Source organism: Neobacillus sp. PVCKKU3, from assembly GCF_058323225.1.
In genome coordinates this window covers 21,242-43,255 of record NZ_JBLVQN010000037.1, presented here as the reverse complement: position 1 = coordinate 43,255, position 22,014 = coordinate 21,242, and the positions used below count along the sequence as shown (strand labels likewise).

General features: G+C 41.7%; 20 protein-coding genes and 1 pseudogene. 2 read left to right on the top strand and 19 right to left on the bottom strand.

What is annotated here, in order from left to right; translation table 11 throughout:
• Positions 1-63 precede the first annotated feature (63 nt).
• Positions 64-2,670 carry a bifunctional acetaldehyde-CoA/alcohol dehydrogenase gene (gene adhE, locus ACNQGS_RS21730; RefSeq protein WP_491489163.1) on the top strand — a complete coding sequence of 869 codons (2,607 nt, stop codon included), beginning with the start codon at positions 64-66 and terminating at the stop codon, positions 2,668-2,670.
• 228 nt (positions 2,671-2,898) lie between these two features.
• Here the strand turns inward: adhE and ACNQGS_RS21725 are convergent, their stop codons facing one another.
• From ACNQGS_RS21725 to ACNQGS_RS21705, 5 genes are all read right to left on the bottom strand, one after another.
• Positions 2,899-3,429, bottom strand: coding sequence for an HXXEE domain-containing protein (locus ACNQGS_RS21725; protein ID WP_491489162.1), 531 nt, complete (start codon positions 3,427-3,429; stop codon positions 2,899-2,901).
• Between the two features lie 134 nt (positions 3,430-3,563).
• Positions 3,564-4,031 (bottom strand): flavin reductase family protein, encoded by a 468-nt coding sequence (locus ACNQGS_RS21720; protein WP_491489161.1) that lies wholly within the window; start codon positions 4,029-4,031, stop codon positions 3,564-3,566.
• A 107-nt stretch (positions 4,032-4,138) separates the two neighbouring features.
• A complete protein-coding gene (locus ACNQGS_RS21715) occupies positions 4,139-4,432 on the bottom strand; it encodes a hypothetical protein (protein WP_491489160.1) in 294 nt (97 codons plus the stop codon).
• A 29-nt stretch (positions 4,433-4,461) separates the two neighbouring features.
• The gene (locus ACNQGS_RS21710; protein WP_491489159.1) at positions 4,462-5,874 is read right to left on the bottom strand and encodes a radical SAM protein; all 1,413 of its coding nucleotides are present in this window, start codon (positions 5,872-5,874) and stop codon (positions 4,462-4,464) included.
• Positions 5,867-6,610: a prolipoprotein diacylglyceryl transferase gene (locus ACNQGS_RS21705; RefSeq protein WP_491489158.1), complete on the bottom strand. Its 744-nt coding sequence runs from the start codon at positions 6,608-6,610 to the stop codon at positions 5,867-5,869. Before ACNQGS_RS21705 ends, ACNQGS_RS21710 begins: the two co-directional genes overlap by 8 nt.
• 174 nt (positions 6,611-6,784) lie before the next feature.
• Here ACNQGS_RS21705 and ACNQGS_RS21700 point away from each other — a divergent pair, with 174 nt between their 5' ends.
• Positions 6,785-7,342, top strand: coding sequence for a GNAT family N-acetyltransferase (locus tag ACNQGS_RS21700; RefSeq protein ID WP_491489157.1), 558 nt, complete (start codon positions 6,785-6,787; stop codon positions 7,340-7,342).
• 11 nt (positions 7,343-7,353) lie between these two features.
• Here ACNQGS_RS21700 and ACNQGS_RS21695 read toward each other — a convergent pair whose 3' ends face one another.
• The 14 genes and pseudogenes from ACNQGS_RS21695 to ACNQGS_RS21630 form a co-directional block, all read right to left on the bottom strand.
• Entirely contained in the window at positions 7,354-7,554 is a 201-nt protein-coding gene (locus tag ACNQGS_RS21695; protein WP_491489156.1) for a hypothetical protein, read from the bottom strand.
• A 108-nt stretch (positions 7,555-7,662) separates the two neighbouring features.
• Positions 7,663-8,208, bottom strand: a complete 546-nt coding sequence (locus ACNQGS_RS21690; protein ID WP_423801724.1) for an outer spore coat protein CotE — start codon at positions 8,206-8,208, stop codon at positions 7,663-7,665.
• A 214-nt stretch (positions 8,209-8,422) separates the two neighbouring features.
• Positions 8,423-8,875, bottom strand: a complete 453-nt coding sequence (locus ACNQGS_RS21685) for a YlbF/YmcA family competence regulator (RefSeq protein ID WP_491489155.1) — start codon at positions 8,873-8,875, stop codon at positions 8,423-8,425.
• Position 8,876: 1 nt separating this feature from the next.
• Positions 8,877-10,421 (bottom strand): tRNA (N6-isopentenyl adenosine(37)-C2)-methylthiotransferase MiaB, encoded by a 1,545-nt coding sequence (gene miaB, locus ACNQGS_RS21680; RefSeq protein WP_464493612.1) that lies wholly within the window; start codon positions 10,419-10,421, stop codon positions 8,877-8,879.
• Positions 10,422-10,629: 208 nt separating this feature from the next.
• Positions 10,630-11,496 (bottom strand): 2-oxoacid:ferredoxin oxidoreductase subunit beta, encoded by an 867-nt coding sequence (locus tag ACNQGS_RS21675; RefSeq protein WP_213140732.1) that lies wholly within the window; start codon positions 11,494-11,496, stop codon positions 10,630-10,632.
• Positions 11,497-13,233: a 2-oxoacid:acceptor oxidoreductase subunit alpha gene (locus tag ACNQGS_RS21670; protein ID WP_491489154.1), complete on the bottom strand. Its 1,737-nt coding sequence runs from the start codon at positions 13,231-13,233 to the stop codon at positions 11,497-11,499.
• 480 nt (positions 13,234-13,713) lie between these two features.
• Positions 13,714-13,974 carry a stage V sporulation protein SpoVS gene (gene spoVS / locus ACNQGS_RS21665; protein ID WP_038541258.1) on the bottom strand — a complete coding sequence of 87 codons (261 nt, stop codon included), beginning with the start codon at positions 13,972-13,974 and terminating at the stop codon, positions 13,714-13,716.
• Between the two features lie 158 nt (positions 13,975-14,132).
• Positions 14,133-14,930, bottom strand: a complete 798-nt coding sequence (locus ACNQGS_RS21660) for a TIGR00282 family metallophosphoesterase (protein WP_491489153.1) — start codon at positions 14,928-14,930, stop codon at positions 14,133-14,135.
• Positions 14,931-15,019: 89 nt separating this feature from the next.
• Positions 15,020-16,579 carry a ribonuclease Y gene (gene rny, locus ACNQGS_RS21655; protein WP_213140735.1) on the bottom strand — a complete coding sequence of 520 codons (1,560 nt, stop codon included), beginning with the start codon at positions 16,577-16,579 and terminating at the stop codon, positions 15,020-15,022.
• Between the two features lie 327 nt (positions 16,580-16,906).
• Complete coding sequence (locus tag ACNQGS_RS21650) at positions 16,907-17,341, bottom strand: recombinase RecA family protein (protein WP_491489152.1); 435 nt, start codon at positions 17,339-17,341, stop codon at positions 16,907-16,909.
• Positions 17,342-17,673: 332 nt separating this feature from the next.
• Positions 17,674-18,282 (bottom strand): annotated as a pseudogene (recA, locus tag ACNQGS_RS21645) (recombinase RecA); the annotation flags it as partial.
• 869 nt (positions 18,283-19,151) lie between these two features.
• A complete protein-coding gene (locus ACNQGS_RS21640; protein ID WP_491489151.1) occupies positions 19,152-20,408 on the bottom strand; it encodes a competence/damage-inducible protein A in 1,257 nt (418 codons plus the stop codon).
• A gap of 26 nt (positions 20,409-20,434) precedes the next feature.
• The gene (gene pgsA, locus ACNQGS_RS21635) at positions 20,435-21,013 is read right to left on the bottom strand and encodes a CDP-diacylglycerol--glycerol-3-phosphate 3-phosphatidyltransferase (RefSeq protein ID WP_491489150.1); all 579 of its coding nucleotides are present in this window, start codon (positions 21,011-21,013) and stop codon (positions 20,435-20,437) included.
• A 78-nt stretch (positions 21,014-21,091) separates the two neighbouring features.
• Positions 21,092-22,003 (bottom strand): helix-turn-helix domain-containing protein, encoded by a 912-nt coding sequence (locus ACNQGS_RS21630; protein ID WP_491489149.1) that lies wholly within the window; start codon positions 22,001-22,003, stop codon positions 21,092-21,094.
• Positions 22,004-22,014: the final 11 nt, after the last annotated feature.

Here is a 22,014-nt window from a genome sequence, read left to right as displayed (position 1 = left end):
GGAAAATATTAATTTCCTTTTGTTCAATATTTCACAATAAATGATTTTAGGGAGGAACAATCAATGGCAGTGGAAGAAAAAATGTTACAGCAAAAGCAAACAGTTTCGATGATTGACCTTTTAGCTGCAAATGCAGCTCAGGCAGCTAAAGAGTTTCGCAGCTTTACGCAGGAAATGGTCGATGAAATTGTCAAGCAGTTGGCACTTGTTGCACTTGAGAACCACGATAAATTTGCCAGAATGGCTGTTGAGGAAACGAATCGAGGCCTTTACGAAGATAAAATCACGAAAAATATGTTTGCAACAGAGATGATTTATCACACCATTCGAAATCTGAAAACGGTCGGCATTATCAGTGAAAACGAGCATGAGGGCAGCTATGAAATTGCCGAACCTGTCGGGGTCATCGCCGCGCTGGTGCCTGTGACAAATCCCACATCCACTGTCATTTATAAATCTCTTATTTCTATGAAAACAAGAAATCCGATTATTTTTTCCTTTCACCCCGTTTCACAGAATTCGGGAAGGTTCACAGCTGAACTTCTTAGAGAAGCCGCTGTCCGTGCAGGCGCTCCTGAAAATTGTATTCAATGGATGGAAACTACCACTCTGGATGGTATCAATATGTTAATGAAGCATCCAAAAGTATCGCTAATTCTTGCTACTGGAGGTTCTAGCATGGTGAAAGCCGCATATAGTTCCGGCAAACCGGCAATTGGTGTCGGACCAGGCAATGTACCTTGTTATTTCGAAAAAACTGCCAATATCAAGAGCTCCGTCCAAGACCTGATTATGTCGAAAACCTATGATAATGGAATGATTTGTGCCTCTGAGCAAGCATTAATCATCGATAAAGAAATCTATACTGAAGTCATTACGGAAATGATCGCCAATAACTGTTACTTTTTAAATGAGGAGGAAAGGAAACAGTTAGAAAAAGTAGCAATAAAAGAAGAAACCGGCTTCCTCAATCCGATGATTGTCGGCCTTCCAGCCTTTAAAATTGCCCAAATGGCCGGAATCGAAGTTCCATTTGATACCAAGGTCTTAGTAATCGAGTTGGAAGGCGTAGGACCGAAATATCCGCTTTCCTGCGAAAAACTAAGCCCTGTCCTTGCCTGCTATAAGGCAAATAGCACAGAGGAAGCCTTTAACCTGGCAGAAGCCACATTAGAATACGGTGGACTCGGCCACACCGCTTCCATTCATACGGCTAATGACCAGATTGTTGAACAGTACGCGATGAGAATGAGAGCAGGACGGATCCTAATCAATACTCCTTCCGCCCAAGGGGCTACTGGAAACGTTTATAACGATTTACTGCCAACACTAACCCTTGGCACGGGCACATATGGAGGAAACTCGGTTTCAGTCAATGTCGGTGCCATGCATTTACTTAATATTAAAAAGGTCGCCAAACGCAATAATAACGCCCAAATCCTAAGGACACCGCCACAAATTTATTATCGTAAGAATTCTGTTCAGGCATTGGAAATCATCCCGGATACTAAAAGGGCATTTATTGTCACAAGCCCAAGTTCGGTGAAAAACGGTTATGTCGATAAAGTGCTTCATTTTCTAACGAAACGACCTGATTTTGTCCACTATGAGGTGTTTTCTGAGGTGGAGCCTGACCCTAGCATCGAAACGATCATGGCGGGTGCTGAATTGATGAGACACGCTAAACCGAATATGATCATTGCCTTAGGAGGCGGTTCTGTCCTTGATGCAGCAAAAGCGATGTGGTTATTTTACGAGGATTCTGAGGCAAACTTTAACACTCTGAAACTGAAGACTCTTAATCCGAGAAAACGAGTTGTGACTTATCCGAAGCTTCGGGAGAAGGCTAAGTTGATCGCGATTCCAACTACTTCCGGAACAGGTTCGGAGGTTACCTCCTTTGCCGTCATCACGGATAAAAAAGCGAATATTAAATATCCGCTTTCCGACCCGGAACTATTACCAGATGTGGCGATCATCGATCCACAGTTCTCGATGACTGTTCCGAAGGAAATCACGGCAGACACCGGAATGGATGTCTTAACACATGCTCTTGAAGCTTTTGTTTCAGTCGTTGCCAATGATTTTACAGATGGACAGATTATTAAGGCCATTCAGCTAGTATTTGAGTATTTGCCAAGGGCGTACCGTAACGGTTCTGATGAGCTGGCCCGCGAGAAAATGCATTACGCTTCCACGATTGCGGGCCTTGCATTTAATAACGCCTATTTAGGAATTAATCACAGCCTTGCCCATGCGGTTGGCGCCGAGTTCAATATCGCTCACGGCCGCGCAAACGCAATTTTCTTGCCGCTTGTTATTCGCTATAACGCGGTGAAGCCGACGAAATTTACGCCATTTGCCGGTTATGAGTATTATAAGGCTGATAAACGTTATGCTGAGCTGGCAAAAATGCTGGGGCTTCCGGCACGGACAACGGAAGAAGGTATTGAAAGCTTGGTTGAAGCGGTGATTAGTTTGGCAAGAGAGCTCGATATGCCTTTAAGTGTCGAGGAATGCGGTGTGAGCCAACCTGTATATGAAAGGAAGATTGCCGAGATGGCCTTACATGCCTTTCATGATCCTGATACAAACGTCAATCCGAAGCGTCCATTAACTAGAGAACTGATGGAAATCCTGCGTCAAGCTTATAAAGGGGTATTGTTTTAATATATGGGAGGTGCCTCAAGCGGGGATTTGAGGCACTTTTTTGTTTGGGTTTATCCAATATAACGATTCGCAGATATATTCGGGGATTCGCAGATATAATTGGAAATTCGCAGATATATTTCAAAATTCGCAGATATCCCTTAAAAATCCGCAGATATATCTCGGAAGCCGAATACGAGTATTGGGAATTTACCTATTTTTAATAAAAATTTTAAATTTCTCATAGATTTAATAATATCTTTCCAGTCTCTTCCCCAATATTAGCCCTACTTGATTAAAGAAAACCACTAAGATGACGCCAACTGGGATGCTGATCCATATCATTGGCCAATCAATAGCCTCAATCTCTAAGGTGAATTGGTAGAAATATAGACAAAACGGAATCAATAAAATAACGGCAGTGACTACACCAGGAGTATATCTTCTAAGAATGATAGCCTGGCCAATGTGGGTAAAGGTATGGATAAACAAAATAGAAACGACCGAAAGAATTCCTATCAAAGTCCAATCCTTTTCTTTCGCACCCATTGCCAGAATAATAGTTAGCAAAATACCCATATACTCAACCAATACAGCCAAAGCAAAACCGGCTGTATGCCTTGGAAACACACGAATGAAGTAGTTGTTGAACCTTTGCGGAAGGACCTTTAGGATATCCTTCTCATTCCGCTTTAGCCAGCCTTCCATGACAATGATTTCTTCAAAATCGTGGATGATAAAAGCACTTGCCACCGCCCAAATAAGCATGGTTAATGTCATCTTCCTCCTCCTCTCACAATAATAACTTATTATGCTAAAACCATGATATCAAATTGGGCAAATTATCCAAAACAAAAAAAGCCAGCCAATCAAACAGTTTTGATTTAGGCTGGCTTAATCCATCTTTTTATATCCTATTCTACTAGAGACCTGTATTTCCCGCTAAAATAAATAAGCGGTCCGGCGTTTGATTCTTCAATGGAAATTTCAATTACCCTGCCTATAAATAGAGTATGGTCCCCTTCCACATGTGCAGCTGTTACTTCACATGCAACCTGCGCCAGTGCCCCGGCGATAACAGGCACCCCGCCAAGCCGGTCAAACACCACTTCCCGATGCTCCTTCAGCTGCCCCGCGAAAATCATCGACAACTCCTGCTGTTCAGCCGACAGGATATTGACCGAGAATGTATTGGACTTTTTTATTTTTTCAAGCATAGATGCTTTTTCCGCAATTGATACGACAACAAGTTTTGGGTTGAGCGATACAGACATAAACGCATTTGCCGTCATCCCATGAGCCTTGCCATCTACCTCTGTTGCCACCACTGTTACCCCTGTTGCAAACTTCCCCATCGCATTTCGAAATAAACGATCATCCATTAGCAGTCCCTCCCAGCTTTCCACATTAATTTATAACTATGTTGCAAAACCAATATAAATGAATGGTAAAAGCAGGTACCTTATAAAAAGCACCTGCTTTTACCATTCTATAAACCACCCAGCCCGGAAATCAGGATCCCAAAACAAGCTGTAAATAATAGAATATTAATCCCGAGACCAATCAATGCCCCCTGGCCCATCCGCTTCCTTCCCTTTGTAAAACAAATGATTGGAATCACAATCAAGGCAATGGCGGCTATACATAGATAAGCAAAAAACATCGGGGAGAAAACTAACAAAACCAATAACCCCAGAAGATAAATCCCGATGGTGATGCCAATCCCAATCCATAGGTCTTTTAAACTCCCATCCTTTGAATTGTTCCCATGATTTTGGTTCATGCCTATTCCCCCCTTAAAGCTCAAAACTACTATTTTATGAATGTTCCTTCCAATTCCTGCTGAATTTTCTTCAATTCTTGTTCCTTTTCATCCCGATAAAATAAATTGTACGTATCAAACGGAATAATCCGGCCATCTGGATGGGCGATATGGACACAGGATTTTTTTACGGAGCGGACATCAAAGTTATGTGCATCTAAGAACTGCATAATAATCACCCGGAAGACGTTGTCATAGCCGATTTCTCCCGGCATTGCCACCTTTGGCAGGCAGCATAACAAGTCCTTCAAGGACAAGGCCGAGGAATCCGGAGAATGGTTCAAGGAGAACAATTTAAATATCATATTTTTAATATTATCGTCCTGTTCAAAAACGATGGTGTTGCGCTCACCTTCCAGCAAAATATTAGGATCGATTAATCCTGTTAGCGGCGTCACATCCCCATTAAGCTTTAAGGCATAGCCCATTGCCAGGCAATCAGGATGGCATGGGACTGGAATAATATCCTTTGAACCAAATACATTCGATTGGTCAATAATCATTTGCCGTACTTCACTCAGCGTTAAGCGGTTAACAGAAGGATCATATTCCTCCAATCTACCTGCTGCTTGAATCGGCTGAAAGGTCACCCCGCGGACACACTTCTGCTCCAGGCCGTATTGAATGATTTTGCCTACTTCATGATCGTTTAATCCCTTTTTCAAGGTGACAACAAGTGTAGTAGATATATTAAATTCATTTAAATGGTCAATCGCCTTTTGACGAATCTCTCGTAAATCTTCTCCCCTTAATTCCTCCAATGCTTCTTTTTCAAAGCTGTCAAATTGAAGATAGATTTCAAAGCCAGGAGAATACGAGGCTAAGCGCTTGACGAATTCCTTGTCATTTGCGATTCGGAGTCCATTTGTATTCACCATTATATGACGGATTGGCCGTGATTTTGCCATGTCCAGGATGTCAAAGAACTGCGGATGAATCGTTGGTTCGCCGCCGCTAATTTGGACGATATCAGGCTCACGCTCATTTTTAATAATGCTATCTAGCATAAATTCTATTTTTTCTATGCTGCGGAAGGTCCCTTTAAGCGGCGAGGAATCCGCATAGCAAATCGGGCATTTCAGGTTGCAACGCTCGGTAATCTCCAATAATGTCAAACAGCTATGCTGTTCATGGTCCGGACATAGGCCACAATCATAAGGGCAGCCGTATTTAATTGGAGTATTCCAGCGATATGGCATTTCCGAGGGCTTAATAAATTCACGGCACCACTTATAATAATCCACGTCCGTAGAAATCAATACCTTTTCCCTGCCGTGCTGCAAACAATTCTTAACCAAGTAAACCTTTTCATTTTCAATGATGACCTTGGCTTCCACTTTGTGGTGACAGGTCGAACAAATGCTGTTTGTTAGTTCATAAAATAAATAAGGCCGGTTAGGCATGGATTTCTCTCCTCTTCTCTGTTTGTTTTTTACTAATGAGCCATATGTAATACAGAATCCCCAGCAAGCTTGCCACTTGAATATTGTTTAAAAGCCAATAGGGGTGCGGGGTTGGTTTGATAAAATCAATCATGAAACGAAACGTTAAATAACCAAGCATGTACAGTTGAAATAGCAGGCCATCCCAGCCGATCCTATTTCTCTTTAGCTGAAAAAGCGCAAAGCCAAGAGCACCCAAAAAAGCTATTTCATAAAGCTGTGTGGGGTGACGCTTGATTCCGTCCCCAAAGTCCACCCCGGTGATCCAGGTCGTGGCGGTCCCATATGTGTGGTCATCCAGGCCTGTTAAAAAACAGCCAATTCGGCCAATCATCATTCCAACGGCAAGTGGCAAAACAAAATCATCGCCGGTCGAGCGCGTCCAGCCAATGCATTTTTTGGCTGTTTCGACACCGATTAGGCCGCCTAACAAGCCGCCGACGATTGTTTTTCCTTCCATTAAATAAATAAGATTATGCCAATTTTCCAGCGTTTCCTTAGGGTCTTCAAGCCAATAGAGAAATTTGGAGCCGAAAGCAGCGCCTAAGATTGCCCCAACAATGACCCAAAGGGCTTTATCCATTGGGATTCTATCTTTATTTCGTGTATATAAATAAACCCGGAAGCCGATAAAATAGGCTAATGATTCTAATAATAGATGGGGGTGAATGCCAAAAATATAGAAAGGGAAGTTCACTAAAACGTTATCCTCCTTTCAAAAAATACTCCATGTTTTCTTCTTTATCTTATCAGAATCATAGGAAAAAATTATCATATTTTTAAAAATTTTCTAAACGTTATTGTATTTCTTTCTTTTTTTCGATCCTCGATATAAACTGATAGATGAACAAGTTTTATCCGAGGTGAATCTGTGAACTTTCCAATCCTTGAAACCAAAAGATTACAATTAATCAAACTCACCCATCGCCATGTCGACAGTTTGTTTGAAATATTTTCGCAAGATGAAGTAACGAGGTTCTATGGAACCGAACGGTTTACCCTGCCAGCCGAGGCCATGAAATTAATTGATTTGTTTCAAAAGAATTATCAAGATAAACGGGGAATCCGCTGGGGAATTAAGCTGAAGGAAAATCAAAAGATTATTGGAACCATCGGTCTTAATAACCTGCAACTGAAAAACAAACGGGCCGAAATTGGCTATGAACTGCATCCTGCCTATTGGAGAAAAGGGTATGCGACTGAGGCCATTAGAGGAGTATTACAGTTTAGTTTTACGCAAATGGATTTGTATCGGGTCGGGGCCATCGTCTATCCGGAAAATGCAGCCTCGGTCAACCTGCTTCAAAAAATGGGCTTTACGAAAGAGGGCATTCTACGGGGCTATATGCATCAAAACAATCATATTCATGATACATATGTATTATCGATACTAAAGCCAGAATGGGAAAAGAGCCAGGAAAATAAGTAACCTGGCTCTTTTCATTCTTCAAAGTAATCTTTAAATTCCTTCGGATCCTTAGCCATTTCATTATGATAATAAGGATTATTTTCGGTAACGTTCTTTGGGTCCAAATTTGTTTTAATCACAAACATGGGTCCGGACGGATTTTCCGCGATGATTCGGTCATTTAACTTATCAAAATCAGGCATATTGCTATTTCCCGGTTGTTTTGGTTCCAAGTGATTACCACCTCCTAGAAATTAGCATGCTGATTTTAACCGTTAAACATGCATTCAAACATCTCTCGAAAAAAGAAAAACTAGGAAGCAAAAACCTCCTAGTTAAAGTTATTCTTCTTCGCCACCTACTAAGAAATCCGGACTTAATTCTTCGAATTCCTCGTCGTCAACATCCATGCCCCATTCATCATCATTGTCTCTGCATCCTTCAGGATTTACGCGAACACAAACCTTGGTTTCGCCAATGACTTCAACCAAGAACTCCCTTTCGACATGAACGATGATTTTGTTGCCATTTGGGGAAATGACGGCTTCACAGGTGTTTGGCTGCTGCAGTACTTTTGCTACAATTTCGCTGTCGTCCATGCAGTCATGGTCACGGTATTTTAACTTAATGACATCTGTGTATTGTACCCGTTCCGTAACCACTTCTGTTCTTGTGTTATCGTTAAAGGAGTACCAAGTATTGATGTCATAATGTCCGTGTATCTCAACTGTTTTACCAACTTTTTTCGCGTTATATTTATGGTTGATAACCCAACAGCCGAGAACGCTGGATGGATTGTGTGCCGGGCTAATCGTATGATTGGACTTTGTAAACTTCCGTCCCTTCGCTACTACGGCCTTCGCAAATATCTCTCTATATTCTCCCATTTTGCGCGAACCCTCCTCATTCAGTTTCATTTCATCCTATGCGAATGTCTATACTAGTGTGATATCTAAATCTGCGAATACTGGATAAAAGTTTAGTCATGATTCATCTTATGCGGGATGTCTAGGTGTGTGCCTTAAGGGGGTAGTCTTTTGCGGGAGGAATCCATATTAGGAAAAAAATAAGCCAGACTTCCGAAAGTCTGGCTTACATTTTTTAATGCTCGTGATCGCAATCATCGTGTCCCGCGCAAGACCCGCCATTTTTCATGCTGGCGCCGGTTTCCCCAAGCAGCACATCGCCGCCTGTTGAAATAATGATTTCATCTGTGACAGTATTTGAAATGGTTGTCGCAATTAACTGAAGCAATTCATTTACTTCGATTTGCGATTCCTTGAAATCTTGAACAACTGGAATGTCATCCAGCTCTTGTTCGATTGAAGCGATTTTTTCTTCAACCTTTTTCAATGCTTCCGGTTTGCCATAATGCTGCAGGTTTACAGCTTGCTTTTGCAATCCCTTAATATCAGCAATTAATGTTTTTACCTTTTGATTATCATGAATTTGCGCTTCTGCCCGTTTAAAGAAATCCACTTCCTGAGTATCTGCAATCATGCGAGCCAATTCTTTTGCACGAGCGACGATATCGTCTTTTGTATACTTCGTCACTTTAGTTCACCTCTGCTGGTTCTAGTTCTTCCACCATTTCTCCGTTTAATGACCATGTTTTTGCTTCATTAATTCTTACTTTTACAATTTTGCCAATCGCTGACTTAGGACCAACAAAATTGACTAATTTGTTCTTGCTTGTATAGCCGGCAAGGACATCCGGATTGTTTTTACTTTCCCCATCCACTAGTACCTCGACAATTTGGCCCTGATATTTTTTCATAGCCTCAGCAGAAAGCTCGTTTACAAGGTTGTTTAAGCGCTGTAAACGTTCTTTTTTTACTTCCATTGGGACGTTATCCTCCATCTTGGCCGCTGGAGTGCCTTCACGTGGAGAGTAAATAAATGTATAGGCAATTTCAAAACCTACTTCACGGTATAGTGACATTGTTTCTTCAAATTGTTCGTCGGTCTCGTTTGGATAGCCGACAATAATATCCGTTGACAATGCCACATCCGGAATTGCGGTTTTGATCTTTCTAACTAGCTCTAAATATTGTTCTCTTGTGTACTTACGAGCCATAATTTTCAGTACATCGGTTGAGCCTGATTGTACTGGCAAGTGAATGTGATTCATTAAATTGCCGCCCTTTGCTAGGACTTCAATTAAATGGTCATCAAAGTCGCGCGGGTGACTTGTTGTGAAACGAACTCTTGGAATATCAATTTTACGGATTTCATCCATCAAATCTCCAAGTCCATATTTCAAATCCTCAAAGTCTTTTCCGTAAGCATTCACGTTTTGACCAAGTAAGGTGATTTCCTTGTAGCCCTGTGCTGCTAACTGGCGCACTTCCTGGATGATTTCTTCAGGACGACGGCTGCGTTCTTTACCGCGTGTAAATGGAACGATACAATACGTACAGAACTTGTCACAGCCGTACATAATATTTACCCATGCCTTGATATTGCCGCGGCGTTCCTTTGGAAGGTTTTCAATTACGTCGCCTTCCTTGGACCATACTTCTACTACCATTTCCTTAGACATGTATGCTTCATGAAGGATATTAGGCAGTCGGTGAATATTATGAGTACCAAAAATCATATCAACTTGCTGATATGTTTTTAAAATTTTATTAACGACTGACTCTTCCTGTGACATACAGCCGCAGACGCCAAGAAGCAGGTCCGGCTTTTCCATTTTTAATGCTTTCAGGTGGCCAAGCTCACCGAATACTTTATTCTCCGCATTTTCGCGAATCGCACAAGTATTCAATAGAATAACATTGGCATCCTCAGTACGGTCAGTCGGCTCATAACCTAAAGCTAAAAAGATACCTGACATTACTTCTGTATCGTGTTCGTTCATTTGGCAACCGTAAGTGCGAATATAAAACTTACGGCCTTTACCCATTCCGCGAAATTCTTCTGGAATAGCAAAATCATTTTGGTACTTTACTTCTTCTTTACCACGCTTTTTTGCATCTTTTAAGGAAGGCCCAGTAATTACTTGTTCGAAGTATTTGCTGTAATCCTTGGCGGATTTTTTGTCCGAAGAATTAGCAGCGTTTACTTGCTGACCTTCTAATCGTTGCTTTTCGTTCATGTGGGTTAATCCCCTTTCTTTAAAAAATTACTTCTATTATTATAAAGAATGCCAATTTTTTACTGTGCATAGAATTAACGGTTAATCTGCACATTATAATAGTATAAAGGTTTACGAACCTGAAAACAATAGAAAATCTAGGCTGCTTTCGACAATCACACTCTATAAAAAAAATCCCGAGGGAGTGCCCCCGGGATTTTCTTCACCATTACATGAATTCAGCAACTAATTTATCGAAATAATTTTGATCAAGCTCAAGGTCTGCTTGAGTTAATGGAGTTTCTTTGTACCCATGAACTAATTCTTGGTAAGATTTTTGCTCCGTATTTTGATAAATAAGACCAGTTACTAAACCTTTATGCTTCATTAATGTTTGCATCGCTGCTTCGCGGTTATGTGGATCATAACCCTCGATATCGCTAAGCTTAGTAAGATTTTCTTTGAACCAGTCATAAGTGTTAACTTTATTATAAGTTACACATGGGCTGAATACGTTGATTAAAGAGAAGCCCTTGTGATTAATACCAGCTTCGATTAACGCAGTTAAATCTTTCAAATCTGTTGAGAAGCTTTGAGCAACAAAAGTTGCACCCACTGTCAGTGCCATTTCCATTGGGGAAATCGCTTGTTCGATAGAACCTGCTGGTGTTGACTTTGTTTTAAAGCCAGCAGCTGAGCGCGGAGAAGTTTGACCTTTTGTTAAACCGTAAATTTGGTTGTCCATAACGATATACGTAACGTCAATGTTACGACGGATTGCATGGATAGTATGACCCATACCAATCGCAAAGCCGTCACCGTCACCGCCGGAAGCGATAACTGTTAAATCACGGTTGGCCATTTTCACACCTTGAGCGATTGGCAGTGAACGGCCATGGATTCCGTGGAAACCGTATGAATTGATATAACCGGAAATACGACCGGAACAGCCGATACCAGAAATAACCGCTAAATTTTCAGGTTCTAAACCAACGTTTGCAGCAGCACGTTGAATTGCCGCTTGTACAGAGAAGTCGCCACAGCCAGGGCACCAGTTCGGTTTTACATCATTTCTAAAGTCTTTAAAAGTGGCCATTTAGAACAACTCCTTTGCTTTTGTATAAACTTCGTGAGGTAAGAATGGATTACCATCATATTTCACATGCTTTACAATCTTGTCTGCATGTCCAACGTTCATTTTGATAATATTAGCCAATTGACCAGTCGCATTATTTTCTAACACGACAACCTTCTTCGCTGATTGAATAAGCGGAAGAACCTCATTAGTCGGGAACGGATGGATTAAGCGAATATGAGCATGGTTCACTTTTAAGCCGTCATTTTCAAGACGTCCCATTGCTTCTTCAATAACACCGCGAGTCGAGTTAAAACCAACGAATAAAACGTCAGCTTCTTCATGCTTCGCATTTTTATACACAGGTGTATTAAAGCGAATATTATCTAATTTACGCATACGCTTATCCATCTGCGCTAGACGGTTTGCAGCTGATTCAGATGGTTTACCAGTTTCAGCATGCTCAACACCTGTTACGTGGTGAATACCATTTTTCATACCAGGGATAACACGAGGTGAAACACCATCTTCAGTTACCTCATAACGTTTGAAGTAGCCTTTTCCATCAATCTCTGGAAGATCGCCATTTAACAGCTTACCACGACGAATTTCAACGTTATCAACGTTTAATGGTTCTACAGTTTGCTTACCTAAGGATAATTGCAAGTCTGATAAAATAATTACCGGAACTTGATATTCTTCAGCAAGGTTGAAAGCTTCTGCTGTATCATAGAAAGCTTCTTCTACTGTACTTGGAGCCATAACGATTTTCGGAATCTCTCCATGTGTTCCATAAATCATGGCCATAAGGTCTGATTGTTCTTGTTTTGTTGGTAATCCTGTTGAAGGACCACCGCGCTGTGTATCAACGATAACTAACGGGACTTCAGTCATGCCAGCAAGGCCAATTGCTTCCATTTTTAAAGACAAACCAGGGCCTGCAGAAGCAGTAATTGTACGAACACCGGCATAGTTAGCACCAATCGCCATTGTAGCTGCAGCAATTTCGTCTTCTGTTTGAATTACAGTACCGCCAAGAGCAGGAAGCTTCTTAATTAAGTATTCCATAATCTCAGAAGCTGGTGTAATTGGGTACGCTGCCATAAAACGACATCCGCCTGCAATAGCACCTAGGGCAATCGCATCGTTACCGATCATAAACATGCGCTGTTTGCCGTCAGCTTTTTCAAGATGCATTGGCTCGACGCCTTGTCCAAGCTTATCTTTCATATTGTCAAAGCCAGCTTTAATGGCATCCATATTCTTTGCAACTACCTGGTCGCCCTTTTTGCCAAAAATTTCACGTACAACTACCTCAAATACTTGGATATCCAAATCTAAAACGGCCGCGGTAGCGCCAATTGCAACCATGTTCTTCATTAATGAAGTACCAAGCTCTGTTGCAATTTCCGTAAATGGAACTACAAATAAAGAAGCTTCTGTATCTTCAGGCTTAGTTGGACCAAATTTAGCATCAGCAAGGATTAGTCCTTTGCTGTGAAGTTCTTTGTAGTTTACATCAATTGTTTCTTGGTCAAAAGCGACTAGGATATCAAGATCATCAGAAATAGAACGAACTTCTGTCGTGCTTACTCTGATTTTATTATTCGTATGGCCGCCCTTAATACGTGATGAAAAGTGACGATAACCATACAGGTAATAACCTAAGCGATTCAGTGCGATTGCAAAGATTTCACCGGTACTCTCAATACCTTCACCTTGTTGCCCGCCAACTTTCCATGAAAGTTGCTTAATCATGACTTACACCCCTTTGGATATGTAAAAGATAATTAAATAAACATGTAGATTATAGCACATTTCCGAGTAAACCACTAGAAATTGTGATTTTTAATGCTTTAAAGCCCAAAAACTAGAGTCACGGAGATGTACTAAACGCTTACAATTCTAGACCTATAAAGTAAAAAATGCAACCCTTTGGCTCGAAATAATGTCTAAAATATGAATATTTTTTTATTATTTTAAATTACTTGATTTACCTTCTAAAAATATCAAGAATAAAGGGACAATTACAGTATTTTTAAACAGTTTTGCCAATTCTTCTGCCTTTTCGGTTATGCCCCAGTATTCCATTTTCAAAATATTCTATCATATATCAGAATAGTATTCTTTAATTATGGTAAGCAAACAATGCATTCACAACGAGAACATAAAAATACCTGCTTGTATAAAACAACCAGGCACATAAAACTTTAAATTTTTTATACCCACGGCTTTTTTCTACCGCGGTTCTACAATTAACTTTATAGCTGTGCGTTCTTCCCCATCGATTAAAATATCGGTAAACGCAGGGACACAAATCAAGTCAACTCCGCTAGGCGCTACAAATCCTCTTGCAATGGCTACTGCCTTAACGGCTTGATTTAATGCACCCGCACCTATTGCCTGTATTTCTGCTGCACCTCTTTCACGCAGAACTCCGGCAAGTGCACCAGCTACAGAATTAGGATTAGATTTTGCTGAAACTTTTAATATTTCCATTCCTAGCTCCCCCTTGTAATAATCCCGATCCCGCATGAGCAGTTTCATGAATCAATCAGGTATAACATTCCACTGCTACTATATTCACGAATCAAATAACATATTCCAGCTTGGACAAAAATAAGGCATATAAAAAGAGCAAACAAAAGTGTTTGCTCCTATGAATACCAAGGATGGTCATCATTGATTAAGATTGGTTCAATTTTTTTGGCAAGGCCTGTCTTTTGATCCAGAACGATATGCACTGCGCTTAATAGATGTCTTCCGCCTGTTGGGACTTCAAATCGCACAGGCAGACTTGTAAGAAACCGTTTCAAGACCGCTTCCCTTTCCACGCCAAGAATGCCGTCATACGGGCCCGTCATGCCCACATCAGTTAAATAGGCTGTTCCCCCTGGAAGAATGCGGTTATCGGCTGTTTGGACATGTGTGTGGGTCCCTACAACAGCTGATACCCTTCCGTCCAAATACCAGCCCATGGCCTGCTTTTCACTCGTCACTTCAGCGTGGAAGTCAACGAAAATGAATGGTGTTCGTGTCCGCGCCAATGCAACGAGCTCATCGGCCTTTTGAAACGGGCAATCAATTGGATTCATAAATGTCCTTCCCTGTAAATTAATGACTGCCACTTCAAAGCTGTTTATTTTTAGAAAAATAATTCCTTTTCCAGGAGTGTCCTTCGGAAAATTGGCCGGGCGGACTAAATATTTGGCTTGATCGATAAATTCAAATATTTCGCGATTATCCCAGGCATGATTGCCTAATGTTACAGCCTGTGCACCCTGCTCTAAAAATTGCCGGTAAATTTTTTCCGTAATTCCTTTACCGCCTGCGGCATTTTCACCATTAATAATCGTTATTTGCGGACGATATTTTTCTTTTAATCTTGGCAGATATTCTTTCACCATATCCCTGCCTGGAGAACCGACGACATCGCCGATAAAAAGTATGTTCATGTTTTTGCCCTTTCGTAAATAAAATGTGTTATTTAGAAGTTTAGCATATTTTTTTATGCAAAAAAATAAAGCGATGCAAAAGCACCGCTTTATTTCGCGTATTCAACAGCCCGAGTTTCACGGATAACTGTTACTTTAATATGACCTGGATAGTCAAGCTCTTCCTCAATTCGCTTCCGGATATCCCGTGCCAGGCGGTGTGCAGCCAAATCATCAATTGCTTCCGGTCTGACCATAATCCGAACCTCACGGCCTGCTTGGATAGCGAAGGATTTCTCAACACCCTCATAGGATTCGGAAATCTCCTCAAGCTTTTCAAGGCGGCGGATGTAGTTTTCGAGAGTTTCACTTCGTGCACCTGGTCTTGCTGCTGACAAGGCATCAGCTGCTGCAACAAGGACCGCAATAATCGATGTTGGTGCAGTATCACCGTGGTGTGAAGCGATACTGTTGATGACTACTGGATGTTCCTTGTATTTAGTCGCAAGCTCAACACCAATTTCGACATGGCTTCCTTCCACTTCATGGTCAATTGCTTTCCCGATATCGTGGAGAAGTCCGGCCCGTCTTGCGAGTGTTTCATCCTGTCCAAGCTCTGCGGCTAATAATCCCGAAAGCTGCGCTACTTCCATTGAGTGTTTTAACACGTTTTGACCGTAGCTTGTACGGAACTTCAGGCGGCCAAGGATTTTGATCAGGTCTGGATGGAGTCCATGAACACCGACTTCAAAGGTGGTCTGTTCGCCAACCTCACGGATATATTCATCCACTTCACGGCGTGATTTTTCCACCATTTCCTCAATCCGGGCTGGATGGATGCGGCCGTCTTGAACAAGCTTTTCAAGCGCCAAGCGAGCGGTTTCCCGACGAATAGGATCAAAGCCTGATAGAATGACAGCTTCAGGAGTATCATCAATGATTAAATCAATACCTGTTAACGTTTCTAGGGTACGGATGTTTCGTCCTTCACGTCCAATGATACGGCCCTTCATTTCGTCGTTTGGAAGGTTTACGACTGAGACAGTGGTTTCCGCTACATGGTCAGCTGCGCAACGCTGGATAGCCAAGGAAAGTATTTCTTTCGCTTTCTTGTCAGCTTCCTCTTTTGCACGATTTTCGCTTTCCTTAATCATCATCGCGGTTTCATAAGCGAGTTCATTCTCAGTCCGATCTATAATGATCGACTTCGCTTCCTCACGAGTTAAGCCCGAAATTCGTTCGAGTTCTAATTGTTGTGTACGTACCAACTCGTCCACTTTGCTTTCCATCTCTTCAATATGCTGTTGTCTTTGATTTAGAGAATCATCCTTCTTTTCTAGAAGAACTTCACGCTTGTTTAACGTTTCATCCTTCCTGTCTAAATTCTCTTCTCTTTGCAGTAAACGGTTTTCTTGTTTTTGCAGTTCATTTCTTCGTTCACGAACCTCACGTTCTGCTTCGGTACGAAGCTTGTGAATTTCATCCTTTGCCTCTAACAGGGCTTCCTTCTTTAAGGATTCAGCATCGCGTTTTGCATCCTCTAAGATTTGCTCTGCAGCATTTTTAGCTCCTGCTATTTTTGCTTCAGCAATGGATTTACGAATAAAATAGCCAACAACGGCACCGACGATAAGGCCAAGCAAAATGGAGATGATAGTAATTAAATCCAATCGTTACACCTCCTCTTGCTATGAACTTTTCTTACATTTTTTAAGTGTCGGCATGTACATTGTTTAGACTCAACATACAGCAAGCACTACGGCTTTTTCGCAATGTAATATTTTCAAAAATGTAAAATATACATGTTAATTGTAAATGTGGTGCCAATCATTGTCAAGGTTTAGTCCAATTGGCATTTTGAAATATTTTGAATTTAGTATGACGGGACTGGGACATGGGCAATTTTTACAGAAGTATTTTTCATGTATAATACTGAATAAAAATACATTCCGTTTCAAAAAGAGCAAAACCTTAGAGAAAGGCTTTGCTCTTTAAAATTAATCTAGTAGCTCAATTTGATCATCGTCATCCACTTCGGTGACAGTTTTTTCACCATCCAACCCGTAGTGTTCACGGATTTTTGTTTGGATATCAAGGCGGATATCAGGGTTTTCCTTTAGGAACAATTTTGCATTTTCCCGGCCCTGTCCGATTCTTTGATCGCTATAGGAATACCAGGAACCACTTTTTTGAACAATTTCTAGTTCCGATCCCATGTCGACGATTTCGCCTTCTTTTGAGATGCCTTCTCCATACATAATATCGACTTCAGCTGTACGGAATGGCGGCGCAACTTTGTTCTTAACAACCTTAATTTTTGTCTTGTTACCGACCATTTCAGTGCCTTGCTTAAGGGTTTCAGCACGGCGGACTTCAAGACGGATTGTCGAGTAGAACTTCAATGCCCTACCTCCAGGAGTTGTCTCTGGCACACTCTATAGATTTACCATTTCTATAGCACGGACTATCTCTTCATCTCTATTTAAAAAATAGAGAGCCTTGCACTTCCGGCAGCAGCCTATCCTTTGCCGTACCCTACTCAGTTAGCTATCTTAATAGCCCCTTTTGGTAGTCTCTACACCTTCCTCACACTTATGTAAGGCTCGGCACGGTATTACCCATTTAGTGGCGGGCTTCACCGTTAGCGATGTTTCCATCACACCCCTAGGCAATCGGGTTCACAAGGTATTTTGCATGCTATCACTAGCAAGGGAAACCCAGTGTAAACTCCTTAATCTTTAATAGATTAAGCAACTACGAGTTGATTTCCGAACATAACTCCGACTTTTTCACGAATTTGGTTGATAAATACCGCAATTGTTTTTGATTTGTTGATTGCACCTGATAGTTTACGAAGTGCTTGGGACATCAAACGGGCTTGTAAACCTACGTGGGCGTCTCCCATTTCACCTTCGATTTCAGCTTTTGGAACTAGAGCAGCTACTGAGTCGATTACGATGATATCAACTGCACCGCTTCGTACCAATGCTTCGGCGATTTCAAGTGCTTGTTCACCAGTGTCCGGCTGGGATAATAATAGTTCATCAATGTTTACGCCTAGTTTTTGGGCATAAGTTGGGTCCAAGGCATGCTCAGCGTCAATAAACGCCGCTTGTCCGCCTTTTGCCTGCACTTCTGCAATTGCATGCAGGGCTACTGTGGTTTTACCGGAGCTTTCCGGTCCATATATTTCAATTATACGTCCTCTAGGGTATCCGCCAACACCAAGTGCTACGTCCAGTGCTAGGGAGCCGCTTGGTACTGTTGAAATTCTTGTTTCCTGCTGCTCTCCCATTTTCATGATGGAACCTTTACCGAATTGTTTTTCTATTTGTTTTAGCGCCATTTCTAAGGCGGCCTTTCGGTCACTCACAAATAGTTCCTCCTTTTATATATAAAATAATATTATTGCTGGAATCTATTAAACGAAACCTATTATTAATATAACCTCTTTTTGAGTTTTTGTCGAGAAAAAACACGAACATTTATTCTGCCTTTTTCTGAGTAATTAAAGCAGGGAAAATGACAAAAAATCTTGTGGAATTGTATTTTTCGTAGGGGTTTCTGAATAAAAAAGGGGAATTCACTTGTTGTCAGAAAACTAAAAAAGACTAGAAATCACTATCTTTTACCAATGCATGCTTTCAACCAGCTTACTAGGTAATATTACCTTTCTATTTTTTACCGTTGCCCCTCTCCTTCACGTTCAACGGGTAAAATGATCGCTCTATTTTTACCGTTGCCCTTCTTCTTCACATCTAACGGGTAAAATAACCCCTCTATTTTTACCGTCGCCCTTCTCCTTCACGTCCAACGGGTAAAATATCCTCTCTATTTTTACCGTTGCCCCTCTCCTTCACATCCAACGGGTAAAATATCCTCTCTATTTTTACCGTCCCCCTTCCCCTTCACGTCCAACGGGTAAAATATCCTCTCTATTTTTACCGTCCCCCTTCCTCTTCACGTCTAACGGGTAAAATATCCTCTCTATTTTTACCGTCGCCCGTCTCATTTACGTTCAACGGGTAAAATAACCCCTCTATTTTTACCGTTGCCCTTCTCCTTCACATCCAACGGGTAAAATAATTGCTCTATTTTTACCACTAGTGATAGTCTTCCTTCCCATCTATTGCCCTCATGCCCCCTTTATGAGAACATTCTCCGCTCTTCCTTCTCATACATTGTCCTCATGATATTCCCGCTCTTCCCATACCTTTAAAAAACAAAAAAACCACAAAACACCTAAACGGTATCCTGTGGTTCAGCTTTTAATAATTTTAATAGAAAATAACACCCAAATTTAACAGCCCTCACCCTGTTGGCGGCCCTTCCACCGGCAAGTGTTAATTTTTCAACGACCGTCGGTTTACCAGCAGCAGCGATTCCAATATAAACCGTCCCAACCGGTTTCCCTTCGAGTTCAGCTGGTCCGGCCACACCGGTAAAGCTAATTCCAATATCAGTTCCAAACATTCGAGCCGAATTTTCCGCTAGTTCACGAGCACACTCTTCGCTTACAGCCCCATGCTGATCAAGCGTTTCCTGCCTAACCCCGACAACATCCCGCTTAATTTCATTGGCATAACAAACAACGCCGCCTTTGAATACAGAGCTTGCTCCGGAAATCGAGGTAATCTCCTGCTGGAACAGCCCGCCTGTTAGACTCTCAGCTGCCGTAATGGTTAATTGCCCAGCCTTTAATGTCTTCGTCAGTTCCTCTAACAATGAGGCATCGCCATACCCATAAATATACTGCCCGACACGTGTACGAATCTTCGTCTCCACTTCATCCAGCATAGCCTCTGCGACCGCGGTATCCACGTGCTTTGCGGTCAAACGCAACGTCACTTCCCCATCACCGGCAAGCGGCGCAATCGTCGGGTTGCTTTGAGCATCAATCAAATCAATAATTTCCGTTTCTAGGGCGGCTTCGCCAATCCCAAAAAAGCGCAGCACCCGGGAAACAATTTGTTCCGTCGAGCCGGTTGCCAAAGCAAGCGCCTGTCTGCCATAGCGGGAAAACATCGGCTCCATTTCCTTCGGCGGTCCTGGGAGGAGCATATAAATATGACCGCCCGTTTTCATCACCATACCCGGAGCCATGCCAAAGTCATTCGGCAAAACTTCAGATCCCTTCAAAACCAATGCCTGTTTCCTGTTATTCTCCGTCATTACTCGGTTAGTTCGTTTAAAATAATCCTCAATCGATTCTAATGCTGTTTCATCATGCGCAAGGTCTGTACCAATATGGCGGGCAATTGTTTCCTTCGTTAAATCATCCTTGGTCGGTCCCAGTCCGCCGGTAAAAATAATGATTTCCGAACGCTTCTCGGCAATGTCAATCGCTCCCTTAAGCCTCTCAGGATTGTCGCCAACCACCGTATGAAAATATACATCCACTCCGAGCTCAGCTAATTGCTGAGATAGAAACCGTGCATTCGTATTCACAATCTGCCCGAGTAAAAGCTCTGAGCCAACTGCAATAATCTCAGCATTCACATCTATCGCCCCTTACAAATCAAATTTTACTTCGAATTCTTCAGCACATGGCTATTTTTCGCAAAATAATCCCATCCTGACCAAATCGTGAAAAACATCGCGACCCACAATGCCAGAATATCAAAGCGGAAAGGGATCAGCGTAAAAATAATGTTATGTAATAGTAACGCAGAAATCGCAATAATTTGTGTCCAGGTTTTAATTTTCCCAAGCATATTGGCTGCGACAACCTCTCCTTCGCCTGCAAGCAGGAGGCGGAGGCCTGTGACAGCAAATTCCCGGCTGATGATGATGATGACAATCCAGGACGGTGCATACCCCAGTTCCACAAGAACAATCAAAGCCGCTGAAACAAGCAACTTATCGGCAAGCGGATCGAGAAATTTGCCCATGTTGGTTACAAGGTTATACTTTCGGGCATAATGGCCGTCTACCCAGTCAGTCGTGGAGGCTAATATAAAAATCAACGCCCCGACGAAATGCGTAACAGGCATGTCCGCCCCAAGTAAGGACATTTGTCCCCAATTAAAAGGAACCAACATAACAATCATAAATATTGGGATTAAAAATATTCTTGAAACAGTAATTCTATTAGGTATATTCATCAAAATTTCCTCCTAAAAAACCAGCGTGCTTTCAGAGCACTATAAAATACACGCCAAAAATAGCCATCGAAAGGATGACTATTGTTGGACCTTCGGAACATATTGGATCGTAATGTCCTGACGAACCTTCTCAGTTGGTGCGACTGCATACTCAAGCTTTTGATCATTGACATAAATGTCCGCATCTACCGTTTTTCCAACGATAATAACAGCTTCAGTTTCTGCTGATAAATCAATAGTCTGGGTATCAACACCGCCTGCTTGCAGTGTTCCGGAATAGAAAAATTTTCCTTTGCCATTCTTTACACTGACCCAGGATACACCCCTAGAAACAATCTTTACCACAAATTTATCAGCATCACTTAACGAATAAGTCGAATTTCTTCCACTAGTTTGTACTACTGATAAAACTTGCTTCGGAGTTTCCTCAACAGGTGTTGTGGTTTCTTCCTTTTTTGGTTCTTCCTTAACAGTTTCTTTTTTCTTTTTATCTTCCTTTGCCTTTTCCTCGGCTTGTGCTTTTTCAAGCTTCTCGTTCTTGACTAATTTAACCTGCTCATTATCCTTGTTCGTTGATTGATTTGCACCTGTACCCGCATTCGTTGCGAAAAAATAATATAAAAGACTAGCAATACCAATGACAAAAACACCAATTAACACCTTTGGCAGCACATCAAAAATTTTCGAATTTCCTTGTGAAATTTTCTTGTGCGTCGTTACTCTTGATAATTGCTGAGGCAGTTCATCGCTATAGGAAGCCGGGATTTCACTTTTATACGTTTCAAATAGCTCTTCGGGATTTAGATGTAAGGCTTCTGCATACTGCTTAATAAATGCCCGCACATAGAAATTTCCGGGCATGGCTGAATAGTTGCCTTCCTCAATTCCAACTAAATAACGCTTTTGGATTTTTGTCATAGACTGCAAATCATCAAGACTCAAACCTTTGGCTAAACGGGCTTCTTTTAATCGATTCCCTAATTCAGTCACCGTTAACACCT